We start from the raw sequence: 25,690 nt of genomic DNA on the forward strand, positions 1-25,690 counted from the left end.
TTATAGCCTCCCTTCCAGCATTTTGGCCGCAAACTGCGGTACCTCGCCAGCTTTAACCGCCTTTTGATAGGCCTTGTGGTCATCCCAGGTTACAGCCTGATATTCGGGGTAACAGATGCCCGGCCGGGCTCCGCCCGGAAGTTCCACCACGGCTTCCACCAGCATATGGGGGATTGCCGTCAGTTTGGGTTCTTCCTGCATGCGGTAGGTGCCTACTATTCTTTCCGTTGTTACTATGGTCTTTTTGGCTGCCCGGGCCAGCAGGGCATCCTGATAGCTGGGTCCCAGTATACGGCAGTTGCCGTAGATATCCGCTTCCTGAACATGGACTATGGCATAATCGGGAACCAGGGCTTTGACACATACCACTTCCGTACCGTCAAACGGGCTTTTTACCACCTGGAAGAATTCGGGCCGTTGCGCCACCAGGTCGCTGCCCCACATACCCCCGACCGGAAGGAAGGGGACTCCATATGCTCCCGCACGGAGAGCGTGAATCTGAGCCGTTCAGGAGCCTTCCATAGCCTTGGCTTTAGGCTCCGGTCCCTCCATGGCTTTACGCATTCCGGGAGCCAGACCGGCTTCATTTTCCAGGCCAAAGAATCCGAAGTAGGCGGTATCGGCCTGGAAAGTGGACAGCAGGATGTCGGCGCCGATACCGGGTGCGGCGCCACATATCTTTAATTCTTCAAGAGGTTTCTGCGTCAGGGCCAGGGAGAATAGTACCGGATTGCGGTGCATACCGTTTCCGCCTATCCCCAACAGCATTCCGTCCTTAATCAGGTCGGTTGCCTGTGCCAGTGACATTAATTTTTCTCGCATGCTGTATATCCTCCTTTGTGAGTTTCATTGAATAGCTTCCATACCAACCATTTCGTAGTAAACCCGAGGTCAGATTGCTTTAAGGGTAGAGGGGAAGATTGTCCCCTCTACAGGCTATAGCCTATTTTTTTGCAATTTAACGCATACTATTAAGCTGAAACAGATTTTTTCTGGGTAAAGAATATAGCCAGGGCCGCCAGTAAAGCCACCAGACAAAATACAAAGGCCGATTTGAAACCGGAGGTGGCTATAACTTTATCAACCACCGGCGCTTGGGCCACAATAGCGGCAGTAATCTGTTGGAACAAAGCGCCGCCCACAAAAACAAAGGTATTTAAAAATCCGGTAGCTGTCCCCTGTACGGCGGGTTCTACATTCTCCTTAAGGTTGGCGTACATCACTACAAAGTGACCGTTGAAATAGCCATATAGGAACATCAGTACCGACAGCATCCCGGGAGACAGCTTATCAATCATGAACACCATGGGAATCCAAACGGCAATCGCTCCGACTGCGCCCATTACCACAACTTTATATTTGGATTTCAGAATCTTGTCAGCTATTACCCCGGACAGGGGACAGCCCACGATCATGCCAACGGGAATAAGGGTTATAAACTTGCCGGCTTCGGCCTTGGTCATGCCATAGACATTCATCAGCCAGGGGCTGGCCCAAAGTCCCTGGAAAGCCATTATGGTACCATACCATACGAAGAATAGTATGATTATGGTCCAGACATTCCAGCTCTTGGCCGTCATACCAATGGCCTCACCAATAGTAAAGGAGGTTGAAGCCTTGGTCTCGGGACGGCCTTCCATTTGGGCCGGGCTGGCTCCGCCGACATCGCCCGGCTTGTTCCTGATAATCAGGAAACAAAGCACCGCTATAACTATTGATGCAATGCCAACCGAGGTCATGGAGCTTCTCCAGCCTATGGCTCCCATCAGGACAACCAGGGGTGCGGCAGCAGCGAGAGCTCCGGCATTGCCTATACCCAGCAGAATACCGGAATAGGTGGCAAACTCAGTGGATTTAAACCAATCCGCCAAAAAACGCATGGCAGGTACATAGACAAAACCTACCCCGAAGCCTACCAGGAAACGACCCGCCAGAGCCATGTTGAAACTGCCGGCCATGCCGAATATAAGAGCACCAAGACCGGCTACGCCAACAAATATGCTGATTGTGGTCCGCACCCCCAGGCGGTCAGCCATAATTCCTGACGGCAGCTGGCCGATGGCATACGCCCAGAAATACATGGAACTGAACAAACCCAGACCGGAAGCACTGATGCCAAAGGCTGTTGTAAGCTCGGGAGCCATCACTGATGGGGATACCCGGTGAAAATAGACAAAGAAGTATGCCAGGGCAACCACCAAATAAATGGCATAGCGGTAAGACATGGTCTTTTTAATTGCCGCCTCGGATATTGCAGGAATTTTGCTCAATAAAGCCACTCCTCTCCAGTTATTGAGTCCGGTAATCCGAGACAGGAGGCCGGAGGCCGCAGCCCCCGGGAGCCAACCGGGCAGCCTTGCAGCCCCTGCCAGCTCCTACAACCGTTTGCCCTGTAACATCGACCGGTTGCAACCCGCCCGGTATTACCCATTATTTTTTGCGTAAAGAGCCCGTTTCATCTACCGCTCTCAGATTTTCCAGTTCTTTTTCGGTAGGTTCGGGCACCATTTTGACCTGGGGAGAAACTTTGAGTTCCCAGCCCGTATTTTCCAGGATTTCTTCCACGGAAGAAAAGCTGAAATAAGCATCCAAAATAAATTCCTTGGTTACCGGGTCCGGTCTTAAAATGCCCAGATTGGTGATAATGGCTGCCGGCCCGCCTCCGGGGAAACCGTATTTTTCACGGTCATTGCCGCCGTTAAGGTATCCCGGAGAAGAAACATAATCCACTTTTTCGGCAAACCTTTTCTTTTCATGGGCCGCCATGATCAAATACTTCTTGGCTCCTACGGCTATTTCGTTGGCCCCGCCGCTGCCGTTAAGCCTTACCTTGGGCAGGGTATATTTTCCCACTTTCCACGGCTGGGTGCCGGGTTCCCAGATGCCGGTGGTGTTGACATTACCGAATTTATCAATCTGGGCCGCCCCGATAACGGCGTTATCGACTTTGCCGGCAGCAACCAGCATACACAACGCATCGATACCATTGGTGAAGCTGGTGGCATTGGCTGAAATACGATTGTCTTCAATACCCCAGGGCAGTCCTCCCACCGGAGTGGACCCATAAACGCCGCCTTCGGTGAAGGCAATCAGATTGGGGGCATGGTTCTTCTGGGCGAAGAATCCCGCCAGCATGCTGAGCCCCACTCCGAATATGGCAAGCTCCCCATCCTGGAATTCTCTGCCGGTAGCTATAGCCATCATTTCATTCTTTGAATAATCCATGATCTTACCTCCCTCCCATGAGATCTTGTACTTCGGCGTCACTCTTAATCCATTTTCTATAGGGATCCATCAAGAAGGCAGTAGCCGTATCGGTCAGCTTGGCAAGCTTATCCTTGCCTATTACTTCCCGGAACTCTTTGTTATTGCTATAGCTCTTCACATATTTTTCAATATATTCCCGGGTACCCTCTTCGGTCTTAAGCATTTTGTTCATGGCAAAGAAGTGCTCTTCATCACTGTCGTAACAGCCGGTGGAGCATGCCGGCCAGACTCCCAGAGGCCAGTATACTACCGCATCTACCACCAGGTCGGGAATACGAACCAGATTGGGAAACTGCCGCATGCAGTCGGTGTCGACAATATAGTCGGCCTGCAAAACTACTTTTTTGGCCGCCCGGGATAATTCAAACCGGCTCCACTCGGTACCCAGCATAATGGCATTACCTTTTTCATCCGCCATAGTTACATGGATTACAGCCACATCAGGGGTAATGCTCTTGAAGGCCCCCATGGTTTTTCCGGTAAAGGGGTCGGTAACTTCACGTATTTTATTGGGGTTGGGATATATATCGGGTTCATCGGCTGAACACCAGGCCTGGTCACAGCCATAGTTTATAAAGGTGGGTACAAAGGGCCATCCCAGAGCACCGCCCATAACTCTAATCGGAATGCCGCCGTTGGAATAGTCTTCCAGGATGGTTTTACCGCTTTCCACTGCTCTCTTTAAGCCGTTGGCAAAACCGTAGACTTCCAGGCCGGAGAATCCGACCTCCATGCGGGCTATGCCGCCTGCTGCAGCCAGCAAGTTGGTTCCCTGGGTATTACAGTTGGAAATGCAGTTTATGCCTTTAACGCCTTGGCGCACCATTTCCCGGAAAAAGGCTATACAGTCGGATCCGACCGGTAACGCTCCGCCATGGGCAAATGTCATGCCTTCCCACGTATACTTGGAAACAGCCTCTTGCATCGTAATAAGCTTGTTACTCAAGACAATACCTCCTTTTAAACAAATCTCCAATCTCCGTTTCCTAACCTCAGGATTATAATTTAAAATGGTAGTGGTAAGTTTTTTATGTGCGGCTGGCTGCCCTGGTTGCAGTCAGCCTCTTTTTCACCTCCTCTGATGGACTTTTTTGCAATAACCTGCCACCAGGTTTTCTATCCCCATCCCCGTTGTTTCAACAGGGTAATGGCACTGTTTAATTGCTTGTTAAGGCCTAACTGCCGAGGGGAGTAACCAAAGGCCAGCCCCATCAACTGGGTAAAGTAGATAATGGGCAGATTATATTTTTGCTCCCGATTCACTTCGATGGCCCTCTGCCGGGTATCAAGATTGGCCTGACACATGGGGCAGGCTACTACTACGGCCTGAGCCCCGGCCTGACGGGCAGCCTCCAGAACCTGCCCCCCCAGGTCAACTACTATATCCGTTTCCGAGGCGGCATAACCCCCGCCGCAGCACTCGGCCTTGTGGGACCAGATTACGGTCTCCGCTCCCAGTGCCTGTAAAAGCTGATCCAGGGAAACCGGCTGTTCCGAAGCATCAAACCGGGTTATCCGCTGGGGCCGGGTTAATAGACAACCATAGTAGGCGGCTAATTTAAGTCCGGTCAACGGTCTCACTATTTTTTGGGCAATAGCCGGAATACCTGTCTGCTCCACAAAGAGCTGCAGGAGGTTGCTGACCTCAGTTTCGACCGGAGCCGGAGCTTTGATGATACGGGCTACTTCCTCCGCCATATGCGGATTATGACGGAGCTCATAGGAAGCCGTTTTCAACCGGTTAAAACAGCCTGCACAGGGCGCTGTAACCATTTGCAGATTCATTTTCTTGACCAGGTTAAGGTTGCGCGCCCCCAAGCTTACGGTTAATTTGTGATCCAGACTGTGGGCGGCGGTAGCCCCGCAGCAGTTCCAGTCTTCAATCTCCTCCAAATTAATGCCCAGGTGCCTGCAGACCAGACGGGTAGACCTATCATATTCCGATGCCAGGCCATGCAGTGAACACCCCGGGAAGTAAGCAACATTCATTGGTCCCTCCCCCTCCCTATGGACTCTTGGAATATCCGGCACAGGTCTTCCCGGTTCCTGATTTTGGAGCTAAAGGGTTTAATTTTACCTTTCAAAAACAACCGTCGTCCCAGGTCGGCATCCTTGAAATATCGGCCCGTTTTCAGGTTAAACTTAATCATTAATTGACCCTCCGCTACCCGGCCGGTTTTTTTAATCGCATCAAGCATAAGCTCGTGGAACAGCTGTACCTGGTATCGAGTGGCCTTGATTCCCTTTTTATAAGCCTTCTCCCTCAGGCAGTCCATAATTCGGGCTATATCTATCCCGGAAGGACAGCGCTCCCCACATAGCTGGCAGGATACGCAGGTCCAGAGGGCATCCATGCTCAGCAGCGGCTCTTCCTGTCCCATTTTTATCAGCTTGACTATCTGGCGGGCGGTGATATCGAATATATGGGTATTGGAGCAACCCCCTGAGCACTTGCCGCATTCCAGGCAGGTTTCCACATCCACCCCACAGGCCATCTTTATTTCCTTTTGTAGCGAGTCGTCTATGGCATCCAGTTTTACCGCCTTGAAAAAGGCCCGGGTCTCTATCCCGCTTGTATCAGGCATCATCTTCCCTCCTAATCCTGCCGGTTAAACAGAGCTGTTACCTCTGCCGCCGCCGCCGCACCCTGCTGCATAGCCCCCAGGGTTTCCACGGCAAAGCCGCAGGCGCCGGCAAAAAAGACCCTGTCCCCGGCCCTAGCCGGTTCATTGCGGTTATAGTCAATAAATCCATAGGCATCGCTCTTAACCTGGAACAGATCAGCCATCTGCCGGGTTCCCGGGCCGGGGACAATCGCCGCCGCCAGCACCACCATATCGGCCGTTATTTCTACCGGTATCCCCATCAAGGTGTCTTCCGCCCGGATGAGGAGGCGGCCATTTTCCGGCAAAACTTTGGCCGGGCGGCCTCTGACGTAGCGAACGTGCTTCTGTTCAATAACGGAACGGACGAACTCCTCATACTCCCGGCCGGCAGCCCGGTAGTCCATGTAGAATACATAGCATTTGCAGTCCGGGAAAAGCTCCTTCACCAGCCCAGCCTGCTTGGCCGTGTACATGCAGCATATCTTGGAACAATAGGGCAGGCCCTTGGAGCGGTCCCGGGAGCCGACACATTTGAAGAAAGCAATGGTTTTAGGAGGAGTAGTTCTACCCTTGCCGGCTTTCCACTCTTTTAACAGCGCCTCAAATTCCAGGGAGTTGACTACATTGTCAAAGCTGCCATAGCCATATTCTCCATAAACGGATGGGTCAAAGAGTTCAAACCCGGTAGCTATTATGACCGCATCCACCTGGACTGCACCGGTTTGGCCACTGGTACTGAGAGTGACCAGATAACCATTTTCATTTTTTTCGGCCCCTGCCACGGTGGTTTTGTTTTTTACGGTAATAAGCGAACATCGGTTAATCTGTTCCGTCTTATAGGAAACCAGGTCAGCCGGGTCTTCCCAGCGCGGGAAGCTGCTGCACAGCTGGCCCAGGGTCCCTCCCAGGGAATCGGCCATATCTACCAGCATCACCCGGTGACCTGACTGCCCTATTTTTACTGCGGCCTCCATACCTGCCGGTCCTGCACCGATTACCAGAGCTGTTTTCACTGCACTCATCAAGCTAAATCCCCTTTCCCAAAACCCAGTTGGTTTAATACCCCGTTGACCGGAACCGTATTCGCATTAAATCCCAGCTTCCAAATCGGCACTCCCAGGGCCAGGCCGATGAGCTGCCCCAGGTCAATAACCGGAATAGCGTAGGGTCCGAATCCCCTTTCAGCCAGGTTGGGCTGCTCCCGGTCCAGGGCTACATTACAGCCCGGACATACCGTAGTTATTAGTTCCACTCCCTCTTCCTTGGCGCTGTCAAATTTGCGGGCCAAGTGGGGCTGCACCACACTTTCTTTATGGGTAAAGCCCCTTCCTACCGCATAGCCGCAGCACATCCTGCGTTCTTTGTAGAACACCGGGGTTCCGCCCAGGGCAGTAATGATCTCCTCGTGAAAAGTGGGCAGGTCACCATCGTCCAAAACACCGTATTGCTGGCCCAGGTAATGGCAGCCATAATGGGATGCCACCCTCAGCCCATGCAAGGGATGCACCACCATCTCCCGTATCTTATCAATGAGGAGATAGTACAGTTCCTGAACGTGGAAGATCCTGGTCTTGCCCCGATAGTTGTAGCCCCATTGAGCGATAAGCTGGTTGGCCTTATCTTTATAATCCGGATTATTGTTCAGAATATGGGCCAGCTCGGTATTATAACCAAAACAGCCATTACAAAACACATAGGTATCCAGATTATATTTTTGCTCAACCATGGCCAGGTTACGGGCCGTAATGGCCAGCGAGGGCTCCGGGGTATACCCGGAACAGGTAAGTATGTAGCCCGAACAACAAGTCTGATCCGGATCCATTACCACCTCAACCCCCAGGAGCTTCAGAACCTCCTTAACCGCATTTTCGGTGCCGGGGTATTCCATGCTGCCCGTACAGCTGCGGAACAGGAATAGCTTCTCCGGCGGTTCGCCTATCCGTTCACGGGGTGTTATCACCCGTTGCTTATTCATTAGCAAGTCTCCCCTTTGAATAGCTTAATCTCATCGGTTTCTCCGCCCTGTTTCCAGGTTCTGCATCCACTCTTTGACTCCGGTCTGTTCAAAAATCTCCCGGTATTCCTGAATTGCCTTTGGGGAAACCTCCGGCCAGGGTTCTACGCCGATGGAGGTACGCAGGCGCATTATTTTTTCAATTCCTTTACGGCCCGGAACGAAGGTTAACCCCTTTTCCATGGCCCGGAAGGCAAATTTATTAATCGGAACCACATACTGCAGTCCATAACCGTTTTCCAGAGCCATATACCTGATCTGCATCATTAAGAGCGGGTACTGGATATCGACCGGACAAATCCGGTAACAATTACCGCACCATAAACATCTCCAGATCTCTTCACTGTCCAGCAGACGCACCGGGCTTCCCGCCAGAATGTCATTGACTACGGCCCGGGGATTGTATGAGGGGGTCAGGGCAGCGACCGGGCAATTGCCGGTGCATTTGCCACACTGCAGACACTGCTCCAGATTATCCACCAGCTTATAACGGTCTATTGCAGTATATAGATTGTCGTTCCAATCCCTATCCCTTTCTCTGGGCACATAACACACTCCCTTGTATTGAAATCCTGTCGGATCGGAAATATTCTGTTTTTATACATTGCAAACGGTATGCCAGGAGGGCGGGGATGAAAAATAAATCGGCAATATTATAGTTAGGATGCCTAATCAGCGGGCTTATTAACATATGTCAGCAGAACGGCAACAATGGTTATGCGAATCATAGTCGGCAGGAGGTTGTGACGAAATGTACATAATATTATAAAAAAATGTCAGTTTCCTAAAAAACTGTTTAAGAAACTGACACTATCATTAATATGGAGTTCGGGTTTGTCATTTCAATGATCCAGGTTCCTGCCTGGGGTTATACCCAGGGATTTTAACTTGTAATAAAGGGTGCTGCGTGGTATTCCCAGCATCTTTGCGGTTTCCGCCTTATTATTACGGCATTTTTCCAGAGCCTTGACGATCATTTCCTTCTCGTGCTTTACCACCATATCATCCAGGCTGGCAGGCAATGCTTCCAAACCATTGCCTGCCGCCTCAACCGATTCTCTCGAATCACGGCTTGCTGTTCCATCAAGCAATAATTCCAGAACTCCGGCCTCCTCCAGAGATTTTTTGCTGATCCTGCTTCCTTCGGCCAAAATGACCACGCTTTCCAGTAGATTATGCAGCTGTCGCACATTACCGGGCCAGGAATAACTGATGAATATATCTATGACTTCCTCTTCCAGTTTCTCAATCGCCCGTTCATATTCTAAGGCCAGTTGTTTTAGAAAACGCCGGGCCAGCCCCGGTATGTCATCTTTTCTGTGCCTAAGCGGAGGTATCTCCAGGATTACCACATTAAGGCGATAGTATAAATCGCTTCGGAATTTTCCTTTTTCAACCAGTTGATAAAGGTTTTGATTGGTAGCCGCTACCACCCTTACGTCACAGTTAATAGGAGTGGTACCTCCCACCCGGTAAAACCGCCTTTCCTGTAGAACCCGCAGCAGTTTGGCCTGCATTTCCAGAGGCAATTCTCCAATTTCGTCAAGAAAAATGGTTCCCCCCTGAGCCAGTTCAAATTTGCCCTTTTTGCCGTTCTTCTGCGCTCCGGTGAATGTCCCGGATTCATAACCAAACATTTCACTCTCAAACAGGGTTTCCGGAATGGCACTGCAGTTTACCTCGATAAATGGCTGCCGGTTTCTTTTACTGTTTTCGTATAAAACCCGGGCCATAAGTTCCTTCCCGGTTCCGCTTTCACCCTGGATTAAAACGGTAGCATCGGTACGAGCCACTTTTTGAGCCTGAAGCAAGACCCGCCTGGTCCTGGGGTTCGCCGTGTAAAACGATTTCTCCTTTTCCTCTTCCTTCAGACCGATTATCCGCTCCAGGTTTCTAACCCTGGAATTAGCTTTATCCAGTCGGTCCATAAGGGTACGGTAGTGGGTTACGTCCTGGGTGGTGCAGACCGCCCCCACAATTTCACCGCTGGGAAGGATTACGGGCACAGCATTGCGCATCACATACTGACCTTCTTTTAACTCACATGGAACATTATGATAGGTGTCAAGGGTGTGTATCACCTTGAGCAAAAGGTCATCCGGGAAAAAATCAGCCAGCTTTCGGCCGGCAATTTCATCCGCTTTAATTCCGAACAGCCTTTCTGCCTCTTGATTCCAAAAACACACTATCCCCTCACAGGTAATAACCTGAATGGCCTCGGCAATGTTCTCCATAACCGCATACATATGTTCCCCCAGCATCTCCAGTTTGCTGGAAAACCCATTACAGACGTCCCGGGCGGTCAACATGCCTATAACTGCCCCGGATTTGTCCAACACCGGTAAGCGCCCTATCCGATATCGACGCATAACATCACGTGCATCCACCAGTTCTTCTTCGTCACTGGTGGTAATCACATCGCCGTAGCCGATTTCCTCTATAGGCATATCTTGAGATACGCCCCTGGCAATACTCTTAACCAAATGCTCCTGGGTAATAATCCCTTGCAGGATACCATCACGGTTAACAATTAAAGCTTCGCCCCAGTGGTTTTGGAGCATTAAGTCAGCTACTATATGAACGGGCGTATCCTGACAAACAGTACCGAAATTCCGGCTCATGGCTTCAGCAACCCTCAGGTTGGTCATACACATATTAGTCATCGCTAATCCCCTTTCATATCGATTGCCTACCGTCATCTCCAGATTTTGGCGCAACCGGCCGAATAAGGACTCAGGCCACCTCCAGCTGTGGATATTCTCACTTGTTAATTATAGCACAAAGTATTAATGTATATTTATGTCTTTTTCTGCCACCTGCATGCTACCAAACTCTGGCATGCAGAGGAAATTAATTGGATTCAGCAATCCACCTGCATGCTTTAAGATTAGGGTGGATATGCTAAGAAAAACCATCGAAAGGATGAGACAGACATGACTGATGTGAGGATTCAGATACTTAACCGGGGCCCCATCATCGTCGCCGGGCATGCAGCCTTGGTGGATGATGAAGGCAGTACCATCGCACACCAGGAACCGGTGGCGTTGTGCCGTTGCGGCCAATCGGAAAACATGCCCTTTTGTGATGGTATTAGTAAAGGGCATATGAAGACCTGCAGCCGAGCAGAAGGTGTCCTTTAATGCGAACTATTGCCTGGGTGTACGATAATCCTGATCTTCGCGACCGCTACACCATAATTTTTAATACCGGAGAAGCCATGGCTCTGTCCGAACGCCCTGGGAAAGACCAGGGTTTTGCCCGCTGGATACTGGTAGACGACTATGACGGGGATAAGTTGGGCCACTCGGTTGACTTTAGTTCCCTGCCTCGCAGCGTACAGGAATATGCGCTGCAGGAATCAAACCGCAAGCCCCATTCGGAAGTGCCAGGTGACAACAAAGTCATGGACCCGCTGGTGTGACCGGAAGCACAAGGTCAAGGGAGGGGGTGGGGCACCATGCCCTCAGCCCGCTTTATTTCCTAAAACTCGCAGGATTTAACGGTGCGGGGAAATGGCATTACATCTCTTATGTTGCCCACCCCGGTCAAATACATGATAAGCCTTTCAAAGCCCAGTCCGAAGCCGGCGTGCTTTACTCCGCCATATTTTCTAAGCTCAAGATACCACCAGAGCTCTTCCTTATCCATCCGGAGATTTTCCATTCTTTTTTCCAGCAGCTCCAGCCGCTCCTCTCTTTGGCTGCCGCCGATTAATTCCCCCACTCCCGGAACCAGTAGATCCATGGCAGCAACTGTTTTGCCGTCATCATTCGAGCGCATATAGAAAGCCTTGATATCTTGGGGATAATCGGTAACAAATACCGGACGCTTAAATATTTTTTCTGTTAAATAGCGTTCATGCTCGGTCTGCAGGTCGCTGCCCCACTCCGCCGGGTAATCAAATCGTTCTCCTGATTCTTGCAGGATTTCCACTGCCCGGGTGTAGTTTACCCGGGCGAATTCCTGGTTGACAATGCTCTGCAGGCGCTCCTGCAGTCCCTTATCAACAAAATCATGGCAGAATTTGACCTCTTCGCCGGCTTTCTCCAGTATATAGCTGATTACATATTTGACCATGGCTTCCGCCAGCCGCATATCGTCTGCCAGATCGGCAAAGGCAATTTCCGGTTCAATCATCCAGAATTCCGCCGCATGGCGGACAGTATTGGAATTCTCAGCCCGGAAGGTAGGCCCGAAAGTATATACATCCCTGAGGGCCAGGGCAAAAGCTTCCGCTTCCAACTGCCCGCTGACGGTGAGATTGGTACGACGGCCGAAGAAGTCCTCCCTAAAGTCAACTTCTCCGGTATCGTTAAGCGGCGGTTTTTGCGGGTCCAGAGTGGTTATGCGGAACATCTCCCCGGCGCCTTCGGCATCACCGGCAGTGATGATCGGGGTATGGACATAGACGAATCCCCGCTCCTGGAAAAATTTGTGGATAGCGAAGGCTGCCAGTGAGCGCACCCGGAAAACGGCGGCGAATAAATTGGTGCGGGGGCGCAAATGTGCCACTTCACGCAAGAATTCACGGGTATGGCGCTTGGGCTGGATGGGGTAATCTTCAGGAGCATCCCCTTCCAGGATTACTTCCCGGGCCTTTATCTCAAAGGCCTGTTTCGCCCGGGGAGTCTCGACCAGGATTCCTCTGACCGTTATTGCAGATCCGGCTCTGAACCTGGCTATTTCCTCATAATTGCCCAAAGCCCCCTTTTCATATACCACCTGGACGGTATTGAAATGGGTGCCGTCATTAAGCGCTATGAATCCGAAGGATTTTTGATCCCGGTTGCTTCTGACCCATCCGCTGATTTCAATCTCCTGTCCCCTATAGCGTCCGGTATCTCTTACCAGCTGCCGCACCACGGTTTTCTCCATATGAGTCCCCCCTTGTCCATTGGGATGATGAGGTAGTCTATGTTTTATTATGGCAAATCTGCAGCTTTATTAAAAATAAGTACCATATAATTTTAATATTAATGTCTGCCTGCAATAACCAGTATGCTGCGCTTACCCACGGGCACTTGATGCCCGCTATTGATCCTGGTTAAGGTTGCCCCATCGGATTATAAATGCCGTTTTCTCATCCTTATCAAATCCCGCTTTTTCATAAAAGCTTAATGTGTTTTCATCTTTCCTGCCGGTCATGAGCATTACTTTATAACAATTCCGTTCCTTGGCGGTTTGAACCGCTTTTTTTAATACCGCCGTTCCATAGCCCCTTTGACGGTAAGCCGGGTGGGTTACAACGTTTTCAATCAAGGCGTAAGACCGCGCTGACCGCGTCAGGTTCTTGATTATGGTCAAATTACAGGATGAAACCAATATTCCGTCTTCATCTATCACGAAGTAATAATAATCGGGATCTGCCAGTATTGCGTCCCCATACTGCCGAAGCCCTTCATCCATTGTAAGCAGCGGATCATCCGGATTCAAATATCTGTACAGGTGCAGCAGTCCTTCCAGTTCACCTTGGTTTAGTAAACGTACTTGTCCAGTCACAACCCACCCCCTTTTTGTACTCTTATCCAATTATAGCTCCTATGACCGCCTAACCCAATTCAATTTAATCAGGGTCTGGTCTTCCGGTCAGGATCAGGCAAAATACAAAAGTCCCATCCAGAGTTTACAACCTTGCAATGGGACTATGTTCGATATTTGCACGCTATTCTGCTAATGCGCTGTAGTCTTGCTCCCCCAAAGCCACCGCCGTATTGGCACTTTTAACTTAAAGGGCCTGGGCTATCTTAGTCAGTTGTTCAGATCGGGTAACCATCTCTTCAATACTGGCAGCAATTTCCTCGGTAGCTGCCCCCTGCTCTTCGGCTGCCCGCAGAGCCGATACTGAACCTTGATTTGCTTCTTCGATACGCTGCTCGATATTGCGGGTCATTAAGCGGATTTGTTCAGCGGTAGTCTTGGATTCTTCGGATAGCTTGCGAATCTCCTCCGCCACCACCCCAAAACCCCGTCCGGCATCGCCTGCCCGGGCGGCCTCTATAGCAGCATTTAATCCCAGCATTTTGGTCTGGCCGGCAATGCTCTTGATGGAGTCAAGCACTGTAACAATACTGGCCGACAATTCTCCGATGCTGACTATACTATCGTTTAGCTTCTTCTCGACCGCACTTATGTTGGCAGCGGCAGCAGCCGTTTGTTGAATGGCAGCGGAGACTTCGGTCAGAGCTCCGGTAAAGGCTTGGGCAATGCGCCTGAGCTCATGCGCACTGTAGCGGGGTATGGCAATGCCAAAAGATCCAGCCAACTCGCCGGGCTGGTCATCATCAAACAAAGGAATGGCAATTACCCGGAGAGCCTCCCCATATGGACTGTCATCGCCTATCTCAAAGTCGACCGGTTTTCCGCTTTGAAAAACCATATGCGAAGGCGAGCCTTTACGCACTACCTGACCAACCTCGAGAAGCGCGTTTTTAAACCCGTTAATTTCCGAAACCGTTACTTTTTCCATATCGGTAACAAATACCGCCAAACCGCCCGGGAATATATCTACCAGGGTACGGGCAACAGATGGAATAGCATCGAGAAACCTGCTTGCCATGAAACCAACTCCAATTATGTTTATTTGCATTGTCGAGCAAAACCAGGCAGTTGTTTTTCTATAGCTATAAAATTTCAGTTCATTCCTGGATAGCTATTCAGTATGCATTTTTTATGCCACTTTAAAACACCATCTTAATCACAGTGGCACCTCCCCCGGCAGCAGGAGTTTTGGCTTAGACAGCACCCTTAATAAAAAAGAGCGCAGATATTATAATAAGTAACAAATTGTGGCAGAAGGAAACCCTTTGTATCCAGGGTCTTCATGCCAATGATTTGTTTTTATTCATACCCCTGATTTACCGAACCTTTTTAAGAGTTGGAGCATATAACAATTAAACCTATGAAAGGAGGATTAGGGTAAATATTGTCACCAACCCGTCCCCCTGAAAAATCACTTATGATAAGGCTCACCATTGAGTATCTTGAACCCCCGATAGATCTGTTCGCTGAGGATGAGGACAGCCATCTGGTGGGGGAAGGTCATGGGGGAGAAGGAGATGCGGTGGTCGGCCCTTTTTCTTACCTCCGGGGACAGACCATGGGAACCCCCTATTACCAGGTCAACCCGGGGCCTGCCCGAGAGGTTGCACTGCTGCAGCAGGTTTGCCCACGCTTCCGAGCTGACGCTCCTGCCCCTGATATCTAGGGCTACCAGGATATCAGCTTCGCCTACCAGCTTTAAAACTCGCTCCCCCTCTTTAGCAAGAATCTTTTTTATTTCGCTTTCCCCCGCCCGGGGACTGGTCTTTTCCTCCAGGCCATCAATCAATTCGATGCCGGCATAGGGTTCCGTTCTCTTCAGGTATTCCTTGACGCCATTTAAATAGAAGGCTTCTTTAATTTTTCCTACCGATATAATGCGGTACCGCATAGCTGTCCCACCTTATGCAAATCGTATACCATCCTGTCTGGATAAAAGTGTTGTTGTTCCAATCAATTCCATTATCAAAAAGGCTCGCTTTGCCTTATTTATGACAAATCTGGCAACGGTTTAGTTTCATTCCGCCTTCTGTTAACCATTATTTACCTTATTATATAGTAGCCTTGCGCTACCTATTTGCATAGTATACAGCAAATCTATTAAAGGAGGTATAAAAATGCCAAATGGTTTAAGAGACTTAAGATTTGTACGTTCGATTCCTGCCCGTGGATCACATAATGTGTCCCCCGGGCTCAGAGTGATCACCCTGTTTTTTAACCGAAACGTGGTCAATGATGCCGTCTGGGCCAATAACCAAAGCCAAATCAGAATGTTTCGGGGCTCCAATCAAGTAGCCGTCCGGGTTACAAGGATTCGCGATACGGTCGATTTCAGCCAGCGCCGTAAAATATTTGTCAGACCGGTAAACCGGTTACGTGCCAATACCAGATATACCATCGTCATCGGCCCCAATCTTAAATCCAGGGCAGGGCATAGATTGGGCGAAACCGTACGGGTATCCTTTACAACCGGCCGCAATGGTATTATTCCTGTGGAATAGGAGACAATTGATTCCCCGGGCTGCTGTTCAATACAATTTTGCATTGCAAATATTATGCCAATGAAAGTAACAGGAATGTCTATATCCCAGTCTATTCCATAAACATTTTTTTGAGATTTGCCACCACCATTTAATAGATATGTATACTGTGGGACCATTAGCTATACCTTTCTCCTAACCGCAGTGGCTCTGTTGCCATAATATACCTGTTATGCAGAGTAACCGGGTATTGTTCGCGCGCATAGTATACACCAAGTTAAGTAAAGGAGGTATAATGTGATGATGCCCCACAGAGAAAATTGCTACGGGGAAAAGCACCATTGGGAAAAACCCCACTGGGAAAATTGCCACGGGGAAAAGCACCATTGGGAAAAACCCCACTGGGAAAATTGCCACGGGGAAGATTACCACTGGGAAAAGCACCATTGGGAAAAACGCCGCAGAGAAAAACCCCTCAATTTTATCCGTTCTATACCTGCTGATGGTTCAAGACATGTTTCGCCCTTGATCAGAACTATTACTCTGGTTTTTGATAAGAATGTAGTTGACCACTCAGTATGGATGCATAACCGCAGACAAATACAGGTATGGGAGGGTATGCAACGTCTGGTGCCGGGTAGGGATTACCGACTGGTCAGATCTTTTTCCGACTGCCGTAAGATATTTATTAAACCAATAGGACGACTGGCTGCCAACACCGAAATTACCGTAGCTGTTTATCCCCATCTGATGTCCCGGTCATGCGAAAAGCTGTGCAGAACCGTTATCATTAAGTTCAGAACCGGCAGAAGAAGAAGGATATTTGTCCCCATCGAAGAGTAACTCCGGTGCCAAGACTTTATAACCAACAACTCCATCCCCAGGTCCGGATAGGCTGTAGCCCGCATGCTATCCGGACTTTTCTTGTCAACTGCCCCTTCTTTATTTATCCAGCTTGACCTTGAAAGTCTTAATCTCAGCTTGGCCCGCCTGGTTTCGGGGTAATCTCAACAATTCCAGCTTAACCGTCTGTCCGATTTTCTTGCTGAAGATTAACTCCTGCAGTTGGGATGCGGTTTCGATTTTTACTCCATCCAAACGGGTTATTATATCATAGGGCTTGATGCCTGTTTTATCAGCCGGACCGCCTTTCGTCGGCTCCACCACCACCCCGCTCCTGGCCGGAAGATTGAAGTAGCGCGCCTCATCCTGGCTGATCTCACCAATTATCTTTATCCCCAACAAAGGCCGTAAAACCTTGCCGTGTTTTTTAATATCCTCTATCACCATTTTCACCTGGTTGGAAGGAATAGAAAATCCCATGCCTTCAAAGCCTTCGGCTGCTATCTTGACCGTATTGATGCCTATCAGTTGGCCGTCCAGATTTACCAGGGCGCCTCCGCTGTTGCCCGGGTTAATTGCGGCATCAGTCTGAATGAGGCGGAAGGTAAAACCCTCTTCAGTAGTCAGCAAACGGTTCAAACCGCTTACTATGCCAGCCGTAACCGAACGGGCAAATCTTAACCCCAACGGGTTACCGATAGCTACGACCTCCTGCCCAACTACCAGTTGGTCGGAATCACCAAACCGTACCGGCGTAACCTTCCGGTTTACCTGTATTTTAATCAGGGCCAGATCAGTACGGGGGTCGGTTCCGATAAGCTCCGCTTCTTTTTCCGTCCCATCAGCCAGGGTTACTATCAGGCGCTGGGCGTCTTTAACCACATGGTTATTGCTGACAATGTAGCCCTCATAATCAATAATTACTCCCGAGCCGGTTTTCTCGATACTGCGTTGATTGAACAGGTCGCCATCCCGGCTCAGGTTGGTTATCCCCACCACTGATGGGCTGACTGCCGCGGCCACTTTACTTATCGTGCCATTTACCGCCGCTTTTTCCTCCCCGGCCATAGGTTTACTGGAAGGCGGCTTATAGTCGAATACGGCTATGGCGCTTAAACCAATGCCGAAGAAAAGCAAAAAGCATAAAATGCCCCTGACTGCCTGCCTGTTCACATAATTCCTCCTTGACCCTTTATTTTTAAAATGATTAGGAAGCAGTCATATTTTCTATCGCCCGGTCCTTTATTATACGGTTAAATATCTTCCAAATAAAACAAAAGGACGCCGGTTTTAGGGAATGGGCTTTTGCCCTTTTCTCAAAACCAGTGCCCTCTAAGTTCCATATTATATTGTTCTTTATTGTTCTTTAACCCTGGCGCCAAGGTCACGCAGTTTACTGGCTATGTTTTCATAACCCCGAAAAATATGAATAGCATCCTCTATTATGGTCTCGCCCCGGGCTACCAGACCGGCCAGTACCAGTGCCGCTCCGGCCCGCAAGTCAGTAGCCTTCACCCGGGCTCCATAAAGGGTACGAACCCCCTCTACCACGGCGGTATGACCCTCTACTTTTATATTGGCGCCCATGCGCTTCAGTTCATCAACTATCTGAAAACGGTTTTCAAAGACGTTCTCCACAATTACACTGGAGCCCTGACTCAATGATAACAAGGCCATCATTTGGGACTGCATGTCCGTGGGAAAACCCGGATAGGGCAGGGTTTTAATATCAACCGGCAGCACTTTTTCGCCAGCCCTAACCAGAATGCCCCCATCCATTTCGCTGACATGGGCTCCGGTTTCCTGGAGTTTGGCAACAATAGGGTGCAAATGGGTGGGGATTACATTCTCCACCAATACTTCACCACCGGAAATAGCTGCCCCTACCATGTAGGTACCGGCTTCGATCCGATCCGGTATAATAGCGTAGCGGCAAGCCCTGAGCCGTTCTACCCCTTCAATCTTGATGACATCGGTTCCGGCCCCCCTGATTCTTCCCCCCATGGAGTTCAAAAAGTTTGCCAGGTCGACTATTTCAGGCTCTTTAGCCGCATTTTCAATTATGCTTAAGCCTGGGGTTTTAGCTGCCATCATCATTATGTTTTCAGTAGCACCCACACTGGGAAAATCCAGATAAATCCGGGCTCCCTTTGAATTTACGGCCCGGGCGAATATATACCCGTGCTCAATAATCACTTCCGTCCCCAGGGCCTGAATTCCTTTGATATGCAGATCCATAGGCCGTGAACCAATATCACAACCACCGGGCAGAGAGACCGTAGCCTCTTTTAAACGTCCCAGCATAGCCCCCAGAAAAAGGTTAGAGGCACGCAGCAATTTACTCAGCTCATAGCAAGTGTGATTCTTAATTCCGCCTGGTGATGAGCAAATAGACAGACTGCCGTCCTCGTTCCAACGTGTATCAACATTTATGCCGTTCAGTATCTCTATCATTACCTCAACATCACGAATCCGGGGCAGATTATCCAGTATAGTTTCGCCGTCAGCCATAATACTCGCGGCCATTATAACCAGCCCGGCATTTTTCGCACCGCTGGCCCGTACCCGTCCGTAAAGGGGGTTCCCCCCGTCAATTATCAATGTATCCATTAAGATTTACACCTCTTGTTAAGCGTTATGGGCTATGTGCCGGTAAAATTTATCTTCCCATTCGGTATAGGATACGGCCAAAACATTTTCAATGGCCTGTTCCAGGCTTTTACCGTGTCCCAATTGCTGCGTAATTGCAAACAGGCTCTTCTCACCGTACTGATGGGCGATATACTCTGCTGCCTGCAATGATTCCCAATAGGCAATGGACTGATCCAACTCATCAAAGTGTTTGCCTAATTGTTTCAGCTGGTAGTACTCAAAGTCTTTGCCATCCGCAAAAGGGCTGGAAAACTCAAAACCGGTTATCTTTTTTTCAACATACTGAGCCATACCTTCTGTCCACCAGCGATTATAATTGCCCCGGCTCATTTCGTCAACCATGAGATGGGCAAATTCGTGAACCATGGGCCCCTCCCGGGCAAAGTAAAGCTGCATATCATCCTCCGGCAACCACTCCCGGGGTGATAGAATCCGAATGGAGCCTGCCCAGTATACACCCATGGCATTGGCATCTTTATCCCAGCCGAAGCTCTTGGACAGACTGCTGCTGTCCGGATAAACCACAATCACTGTCCGGCGGGCCGGTTCGATGCCAAAGGCGGCGCTTACCGAATCATAGGCCCCTTCAGCCGCAGCAGCTATAAGTTTCACATAGGGCTGGTCTATGGAGGTATACTTAATATCATAATGTTCACTCTGATAGTGGTCGAAATCAGCGGTCTTTAAATTTATTTCCTGTCCCACCATAAAACGCATCAAAGACTGGCTGTTCCTGCTTACCAGCAATATTACCACCAGGATCAGGATAAGAACCAGCCCCAGGTTTTTAGCTGAAACCGCTGTTTTAATCCCCAACATATATATCTCTCTCCCCTCTGTCCCCCATTATACTATGGGTGAGATTTCGGAGGGGAAAGCAAATAGTGGCTCTATTCCTTCAAATATTCAGTAACGGCTATTCCTGCCAAAGCCCCGTCACCGACAGCAGTAGCTACCTGTCTGGCGGTTTTGGCCCTGATGTCTCCGGCCGCAAATATCCCGGGCACTGATGTAGCCATAATCTCGTCTGTGACTATGTAACCGTTTTCAGTTGCCAGCAGTTCTTCAATAAAATCAGCCGCCGCCACCAGCCCGATGCTGACAAACAGCCCTTCTACCTGCAGGCTCTCTTCGGCCCCGCTGTTTACATCCTGCAGGATAACGTTCTGCATCATGCCATCACCGGTAACCTGTTTAACCACCTGGTTTAACTTCAGTTCAATCTTGTCACTGGCAAGCATTTTATCAACTGCGGTCTGGTTAGCCCTAAAGCTCTCCCGGCGGTGAATCAAGTAAACCCGGGAAGCTAAATCTGCCAGATAGAGCGCTTCTTTCACCGCCGAGTCCCCCCCCCCTACCACTGCGACCGGAGCATTATGAAAAAAGGCTCCGTCACAGGTAGCGCAGTAAGACACACCGCGGCCCAGAAATTCCTTTTCCCCTTCGACTTCCAGTTCCCGACGCCTGGCCCCTACCGTAATAATAATGGCGCGTGCCAGGTATTCACCCTGACTGGTGACGACCCTTTTGCCCCCAGGCGATTCCTCGATACCGGTTACTTCCTCCAACCTCCACTCAGCTCCAAAGCGCTGCGCCTGCTTTAAGAAGTTTTCCATCAAATCAGCGCCATTTATGCCAAAGGGGAAACCCGGATAATTATCAATCTGATCGGTCTGCCCGGCATTTCCACCCAGCATGGCGGATTCCAGCACCAGGGTCTTGAGCTTGGCCCTGCCGGTATAAATAGCGGCGGTAAGACCGGCTGGTCCACCACCAATAATTATTACATCATACACAGACCTTCCTCCTTTCATACCAAAAATAATTAGAAAAACCCTGACACTGCCGGCCAGGGTTTAACATCATTAGCGCAAGCTATTAAGCGGGTTAGTGAAAGAGCCGTTAACCAGCACCTCGAAATGCAAATGAGGACCGGAACTTCTACCGGTTGAGCCCAAGGCGGCAATAGTCTCGCCTTTACCTACCTTCTGTCCGGTAGATACGTTTATGGAGCTACAATGGGCATAACGGGTAACAATTCCATTGCCGTGATTAACTATGACAAATTTGCCATATCCACCCTGATAGCCGGCAAAGCTGACATAACCGGAATCGGCAGCCCTGATTGCCTGACCGGTTTTGCCCCCGATATCGACCCCGGTATGGGCACTGCCCTTAAAATACTGGGTGATGGGGCCGTAAGTAGGCCAATCCAGTGAGCCTGAACCGCCGCCGCCACGGGAAGCCACCATGGTTACCTGGGTTCCCTTGACTATAACCTTGTTAACCGCCTGTTTCAATATCTTTTCTTCGATTATATCGGTTTTTTCGATTAAGCCGTTGCGTTTGCTCGCTTTATATACTATGTGTTTTTCTCCGTTTTGCCCCTCGGTTTTCACCCGGATACTGCGGGGAAAGTTCTTGTCCACCAGCACTTCGGTCTGAAATGGTATCTGCTCTATCTTCTCCCCTTCCACCTGGGTGACAACATTTATGTACGGTTTGCTTTTAACCAGGATTAACTCCTGCTCTAATTGCAGATTCTCCGTGGTCAGGCGGTTGGCTTTAACTATGTCCGCCACATACATATCATTACGCCGGGCAATAAGCCAAAGGTTATCGCCTTCCTTGACTATATACTTTTCCGGGTTGCTGGTTCCGGTACAAATAAGATCGAAGGCCTTATCCGCCGACATCAGCCTTTTAGCCGGTATTTTTTCTTCTTTAACGCTAACCTTCTCGGCAAAAGAAACATCTACCACCTTTTCCCCTGCTTCCGGTTGACCGTATTCCTTTTTCAGCTTTTCCAGCAGGCTGTTGGCTGAAGCCTTGCTTTCCACATAGGCAACAGCCTTGCCATTGACCATAATGGCGGCGCCAGGAACCTTAAACTCCAGCACTGCGGCCAGCTTCTTTTGAGCCTCATCGGGAGACAAAAGCCCTGCGCGACTGACCAAACCCTTTTTGCATTCCACCTGGGTTGCCAACTCCAGATCCTGAGAACAAATTTTTTCTTTAACTCTTTCAATCCCATTTATCGCCTTTGCCAAATCAGCCTTGTGCTTGATGGCAAATTCATTTTTACCGTTTATGTACACCGTGTAACCCGGCGTTCTTATCCCCAACAACCAGATCAGACCTACAAGCAAAACCGTAATTACAGCCACTGCCGGCAAACAAGTCTTATTCTGTCGTATATAATCTATCATAATTCTGCTCCATGTTTTATTTTTTTACTTCGCATTTATTTTCTATTTGTTTCTACATAAATCCTCCTTCATCACCTAAAATTTTGGTTCTCATCTACCCTTTTGTGTAAATCCTGGTAGATAGCGCCCTCTATTCGTTTCTTATGCATAGTGCAGGAAATTTCCGCCGGAACGGCAATACTGCCATTGCTGAAAAAATTATTGGCGTGGCAGCCCCCGCCGCAAAAGTTTCGAGCCCAGCACTGCCTGCACCGGGCTTTATTTTCCAGATGATTAGTTTGAAAGCTGCGCCGGACATTACGGTCAAGCAAGCCGCTGCCGACATTGCCCATATAAAATTGCTTTTCCCCGATAAACTGGTGGCAGGGGTAAATATCACCCTCCGGGGTAACAGCCAGATAGTCCACCCCGGCCCCGCATCCGCTGCGGCGTTTGGCCAGACAGGGACCCTGCTGCAGATTCAGATTATAATGGAAAAAATGAATATCCCTGCCACTGCGATGATACTCCAGCAGGGTTTCGGTCAGGTTCTCATATTCCTTAAGCACCCGGGGCAGATCCTGCTCCTGTATGGCGTAAGGGCTGTCGGCTCCAATGGCGGGTTCCAAAGAAAGGTTATTAAAACCAAGATCAACGATGTGGCGCAAATCTTCGACAAAGTCAAGATTGTGCCGGGTAAACGTGCCTCGGATATAATAGCTTGCCGGGTTGCAGGCTACCATTTGCCTGATGTGGGGCAGCACCATGGCATAACTTCCCTCACCATTATTAAGGATACGGTGACGGTCATTGGTCTCAGGTCTTCCATCCAGGCTTAAAATTACAGCAACATCATGTTCGATTATAAAATTCCTTATTCTTTCGTCCAGCAGCAGTGAATTAGTGGTCAGGGTAAAATTAAAATGCTTGCCGGCTTCCTCTTCCAGCCTGCGTCCATACAGAACCAGACCCTTGACTACTTCGAAATTTAGCAGCGGCTCACCCCCAAAGAAATCAATCTCCAGGTTTTTGACCTGACCACTGCTCCGTATAAGAAAATCAAAAGCCTTTTTACCCACATCAAAGCTCATCAGAGCCGGTTTCATTCCAAAGTCACCCTGCCGGGCGAAACAATAGCTGCATTTCATATTACAGGCATGAGCTACGTTAAGGCATAATGCCTTTAACGGCAGAACTGAAAGATCCAGGGCTATTTTTTCTTCCGCGGTAAAAATTTCTCCCTCTTCATATAGAGCCATTATTTCACCGGCAACTTCCATAACCTCTGAAGAAGGATGACGTGCGCTGCAGTCCTCCGTGGCCAGATAAAAATCCCCCTGATGGTGAATGAGGCTATTTATAAATTCGCAGGCCGTTTCATCGATAACATGAATGGCGCCGCTATTTACGTCCAATAAAATATTGAGTTCTTTCCAGCGATATAAATGAATATGGGCGGCAAAATCATAGCTGGCCAGTCGGTACACCTTTTTTCTCCTCTCCCTGTATCAGTATCAGTGCATAAAAAAAGGGGCTCTGCCCCCATCCTCATGTGAATTACTGCTTACGGCATACCTGATTGCCAACCGTACAGGAAGTCTTGCAGGCTGACTGGCAAGAAGTGGCACATTCACGACAATTGATTTCCCCATCACGTTTAAGGTTTGCTTTTACCACCGTAACGATGTGTTTTTTCATTATCCAACCTCCCATTTAAATAGCCGGGTGCAGGCTGTAAGCACCCGTTCTGCCAACTTTCTATTAAATTATTAAAAGATATGCCGAATGTAACAATTTAATGAACCAAGGCGGTTAAATAGCCTTTAAAATGGCTTTTATTTCCGTCCCCTGCATTATATCTTATTTCTTTCCTTATTGTAAAGGCCTGTTCCGGTGCGTTATCTGCAGATAAGCTCTTCATAAGACGCTCTTGCTGCCAAGGACTCGCTGGGTGCTATGCCTGGATTATTCTGGTATCCCGTTTCAAGCCAGGTTTAAGACACCGGTTCTTAAAGGTCGGCAATACTATAAAAGCTTCTCCCCAAGGTGACATCATCAGCCATAAATTCCCTTATTTCACCATCTGCTAATCGAACCAGCAGACCGCCATTGTCACTTATAGCTACCGCCTGACCCGAAACCGAATCTGAACCCCGATTGACAGTTACCCTTCGCCCCAATGTATGGTTGTACGTTAACCATTTATCTTTCACGTATTGGGACCCCGAATCTAAAAAACATCGGTAATGTTCATCCCAACTGTTGATAAACTCCCGGAGAATTCTAAGCCGGGGCAGATCATTACCGGTCTTGATCTTTAACGAAGTGCTCGTTTTACGGCAATCCGGGGGCAGTTCGGACTGCTCCTGATTCACATTTATACCTACGCCAATAATAACCGCCGGTCCATAGCTCTTGGAAGTCATGCTCTCCGCCAGGATACCGCAAACCTTTTGCCCGTCTATAATGATATCATTAGGCCATTTGATGCCTGCGTTACACCCACTTATTCTGCACAGGCTTTCTGCCACCGATACCCCGGCCAGCAAGGTAAGGTGCGGTATCTCCCTAATGGCAATGGAGGGCCGCAAAATTATCGACACCAGAATCCCCCTACCCGGCGGGCACTCCCAATAGCGACTGCGCCTGCCTTTGCCTCTGCTCTGGGATTCGCTCATTACCATAGTCCCTTCACCGGCGCCACTGGCGGTCATTAGCCGGGCAATCGAGTTGGTAGAAGATAGCTGGTCATAATGGTAGATAGTCTTTCCTGCCAATTGTATGACCCGCCCCTGGTAGAATCGGATTTTAAAAGCATCAGCAGCAGCGCTTCGCACCCAGCAGCGGATTGGGGAGTTAAAATTTTGGTTATTATTAAACTTGTCTGGCAAATTAACCACCCCTGCTTCAACATCACCCATAGAAAGAGAGAAACCTTTCTCATAACACTTCCTTTTAAATATAAGGTGATGTACTCTGTAGCAATTATAAGCCAAACCAGCTTTAAAGGAAATTAATCCGCTACTACATTAATAATCAGTTTAGCCAGTGCGATAGCGGTAGCGGTAACTACCGCTATAAATAATAGTATCGGCCATAAAT

The 25,690-nt window shown here is 49.3% G+C and carries 25 protein-coding genes and 1 pseudogene; 4 read left to right on the top strand and 22 right to left on the bottom strand.

Translation table 11 applies throughout. From position 1 onward, the window contains the following. The 10 genes and pseudogenes from ACU70B_RS15075 to ACU70B_RS14585 form a co-directional block, all read right to left on the bottom strand. Positions 1 to 822, bottom strand: a pseudogene (locus ACU70B_RS15075) (CoA transferase subunit A). 149 nt (positions 823 to 971) lie between these two features. Beyond that, positions 972 to 2,270 (bottom strand): MFS transporter, encoded by a 1,299-nt coding sequence (locus ACU70B_RS14545; protein WP_447184232.1) that lies wholly within the window; start codon positions 2,268 to 2,270, stop codon positions 972 to 974. 160 nt (positions 2,271 to 2,430) lie between these two features. After that, on the bottom strand, positions 2,431 to 3,225 hold the full coding sequence (locus ACU70B_RS14550) for a CoA-transferase subunit beta (RefSeq protein WP_447184233.1): 795 nt from the start codon (positions 3,223 to 3,225) through the stop codon (positions 2,431 to 2,433). 4 nt (positions 3,226 to 3,229) lie between these two features. Next, positions 3,230 to 4,213 carry a CoA transferase subunit A gene (locus tag ACU70B_RS14555; protein WP_447184234.1) on the bottom strand — a complete coding sequence of 328 codons (984 nt, stop codon included), beginning with the start codon at positions 4,211 to 4,213 and terminating at the stop codon, positions 3,230 to 3,232. Positions 4,214 to 4,383: 170 nt separating this feature from the next. Then, the gene (locus tag ACU70B_RS14560; RefSeq protein WP_447184235.1) at positions 4,384 to 5,256 is read right to left on the bottom strand and encodes a CoB--CoM heterodisulfide reductase iron-sulfur subunit B family protein; all 873 of its coding nucleotides are present in this window, start codon (positions 5,254 to 5,256) and stop codon (positions 4,384 to 4,386) included. Beyond that, a complete protein-coding gene (locus ACU70B_RS14565; protein WP_447184236.1) occupies positions 5,253 to 5,855 on the bottom strand; it encodes a 4Fe-4S dicluster domain-containing protein in 603 nt (200 codons plus the stop codon). The genes ACU70B_RS14560 and ACU70B_RS14565 overlap by 4 nt, the downstream gene beginning before the upstream one ends. An 8-nt stretch (positions 5,856 to 5,863) precedes the next feature. After that, positions 5,864 to 6,895, bottom strand: a complete 1,032-nt coding sequence (locus ACU70B_RS14570; RefSeq protein WP_447184237.1) for an FAD-dependent oxidoreductase — start codon at positions 6,893 to 6,895, stop codon at positions 5,864 to 5,866. Further along, positions 6,895 to 7,848 carry a CoB--CoM heterodisulfide reductase iron-sulfur subunit B family protein gene (locus ACU70B_RS14575; RefSeq protein ID WP_447184238.1) on the bottom strand — a complete coding sequence of 318 codons (954 nt, stop codon included), beginning with the start codon at positions 7,846 to 7,848 and terminating at the stop codon, positions 6,895 to 6,897. The genes ACU70B_RS14570 and ACU70B_RS14575 overlap by 1 nt, the downstream gene beginning before the upstream one ends. 30 nt (positions 7,849 to 7,878) lie before the next feature. Then, complete coding sequence (locus ACU70B_RS14580) at positions 7,879 to 8,433, bottom strand: 4Fe-4S dicluster domain-containing protein (protein WP_447184239.1); 555 nt, start codon at positions 8,431 to 8,433, stop codon at positions 7,879 to 7,881. 296 nt (positions 8,434 to 8,729) lie between these two features. Next, the gene (locus ACU70B_RS14585) at positions 8,730 to 10,550 is read right to left on the bottom strand and encodes a sigma 54-interacting transcriptional regulator (RefSeq protein WP_447184240.1); all 1,821 of its coding nucleotides are present in this window, start codon (positions 10,548 to 10,550) and stop codon (positions 8,730 to 8,732) included. Positions 10,551 to 10,820: 270 nt separating this feature from the next. On the opposite strand from ACU70B_RS14585, the gene ACU70B_RS14590 reads away from it, so the two are divergent. Continuing rightward, positions 10,821 to 11,027 carry a CDGSH iron-sulfur domain-containing protein gene (locus ACU70B_RS14590; protein WP_447184241.1) on the top strand — a complete coding sequence of 69 codons (207 nt, stop codon included), beginning with the start codon at positions 10,821 to 10,823 and terminating at the stop codon, positions 11,025 to 11,027. After that, positions 11,027 to 11,308, top strand: coding sequence for a hypothetical protein (locus ACU70B_RS14595; RefSeq protein WP_447184242.1), 282 nt, complete (start codon positions 11,027 to 11,029; stop codon positions 11,306 to 11,308). Before ACU70B_RS14590 ends, ACU70B_RS14595 begins: the two co-directional genes overlap by 1 nt. 59 nt (positions 11,309 to 11,367) lie before the next feature. On the opposite strand, the gene asnS is transcribed toward ACU70B_RS14595, so the two are convergent. From asnS to rlmH, 4 genes are all read right to left on the bottom strand, one after another. Beyond that, positions 11,368 to 12,762 (bottom strand): asparagine--tRNA ligase, encoded by a 1,395-nt coding sequence (gene asnS / locus ACU70B_RS14600; protein WP_447184243.1) that lies wholly within the window; start codon positions 12,760 to 12,762, stop codon positions 11,368 to 11,370. Between the two features lie 156 nt (positions 12,763 to 12,918). Continuing rightward, positions 12,919 to 13,386 carry a GNAT family N-acetyltransferase gene (locus ACU70B_RS14605; protein ID WP_447184244.1) on the bottom strand — a complete coding sequence of 156 codons (468 nt, stop codon included), beginning with the start codon at positions 13,384 to 13,386 and terminating at the stop codon, positions 12,919 to 12,921. A 226-nt stretch (positions 13,387 to 13,612) separates the two neighbouring features. Beyond that, positions 13,613 to 14,443: a methyl-accepting chemotaxis protein gene (locus ACU70B_RS14610; protein WP_447184245.1), complete on the bottom strand. Its 831-nt coding sequence runs from the start codon at positions 14,441 to 14,443 to the stop codon at positions 13,613 to 13,615. A 393-nt stretch (positions 14,444 to 14,836) separates the two neighbouring features. Further along, a complete protein-coding gene (rlmH, locus tag ACU70B_RS14615; protein WP_447184246.1) occupies positions 14,837 to 15,316 on the bottom strand; it encodes a 23S rRNA (pseudouridine(1915)-N(3))-methyltransferase RlmH in 480 nt (159 codons plus the stop codon). 226 nt (positions 15,317 to 15,542) lie between these two features. Here rlmH and ACU70B_RS14620 point away from each other — a divergent pair, with 226 nt between their 5' ends. Together ACU70B_RS14620 and ACU70B_RS14625 are read left to right on the top strand one after the other, a co-directional pair. Next, positions 15,543 to 15,926, top strand: coding sequence for an Ig-like domain-containing domain (locus ACU70B_RS14620; RefSeq protein ID WP_447184247.1), 384 nt, complete (start codon positions 15,543 to 15,545; stop codon positions 15,924 to 15,926). Positions 15,927 to 16,205: 279 nt separating this feature from the next. Then, positions 16,206 to 16,748, top strand: a complete 543-nt coding sequence (locus ACU70B_RS14625; RefSeq protein WP_447184248.1) for a hypothetical protein — start codon at positions 16,206 to 16,208, stop codon at positions 16,746 to 16,748. A gap of 99 nt (positions 16,749 to 16,847) precedes the next feature. Here ACU70B_RS14625 and ACU70B_RS14630 read toward each other — a convergent pair whose 3' ends face one another. The 8 genes from ACU70B_RS14630 to ACU70B_RS14665 form a co-directional block, all read right to left on the bottom strand. Continuing rightward, a complete protein-coding gene (locus ACU70B_RS14630; RefSeq protein WP_447184249.1) occupies positions 16,848 to 17,921 on the bottom strand; it encodes a S1C family serine protease in 1,074 nt (357 codons plus the stop codon). A 183-nt stretch (positions 17,922 to 18,104) separates the two neighbouring features. Beyond that, on the bottom strand, positions 18,105 to 19,358 hold the full coding sequence (murA, locus tag ACU70B_RS14635; protein WP_447184250.1) for a UDP-N-acetylglucosamine 1-carboxyvinyltransferase: 1,254 nt from the start codon (positions 19,356 to 19,358) through the stop codon (positions 18,105 to 18,107). A gap of 18 nt (positions 19,359 to 19,376) precedes the next feature. Continuing rightward, positions 19,377 to 20,219, bottom strand: coding sequence for a gluzincin family metallopeptidase (locus ACU70B_RS14640; RefSeq protein WP_447184251.1), 843 nt, complete (start codon positions 20,217 to 20,219; stop codon positions 19,377 to 19,379). Positions 20,220 to 20,290: 71 nt separating this feature from the next. Next, complete coding sequence (gene trxB / locus ACU70B_RS14645; RefSeq protein ID WP_447184252.1) at positions 20,291 to 21,196, bottom strand: thioredoxin-disulfide reductase; 906 nt, start codon at positions 21,194 to 21,196, stop codon at positions 20,291 to 20,293. A 69-nt stretch (positions 21,197 to 21,265) separates the two neighbouring features. Continuing rightward, the gene (locus tag ACU70B_RS14650) at positions 21,266 to 22,609 is read right to left on the bottom strand and encodes a peptidoglycan DD-metalloendopeptidase family protein (protein ID WP_447184253.1); all 1,344 of its coding nucleotides are present in this window, start codon (positions 22,607 to 22,609) and stop codon (positions 21,266 to 21,268) included. Between the two features lie 71 nt (positions 22,610 to 22,680). Continuing rightward, complete coding sequence (gene scfB, locus ACU70B_RS14655) at positions 22,681 to 24,075, bottom strand: thioether cross-link-forming SCIFF peptide maturase (protein WP_447184254.1); 1,395 nt, start codon at positions 24,073 to 24,075, stop codon at positions 22,681 to 22,683. A 70-nt stretch (positions 24,076 to 24,145) separates the two neighbouring features. Beyond that, on the bottom strand, positions 24,146 to 24,286 hold the full coding sequence (gene scfA / locus ACU70B_RS14660) for a six-cysteine ranthipeptide SCIFF (RefSeq protein WP_447184255.1): 141 nt from the start codon (positions 24,284 to 24,286) through the stop codon (positions 24,146 to 24,148). A gap of 311 nt (positions 24,287 to 24,597) precedes the next feature. Then, complete coding sequence (locus ACU70B_RS14665; RefSeq protein WP_447184256.1) at positions 24,598 to 25,479, bottom strand: biotin--[acetyl-CoA-carboxylase] ligase; 882 nt, start codon at positions 25,477 to 25,479, stop codon at positions 24,598 to 24,600. Between the last annotated feature and the right edge of the window lie 211 nt (positions 25,480 to 25,690).

The organism is Syntrophomonas curvata (assembly GCF_052976825.1).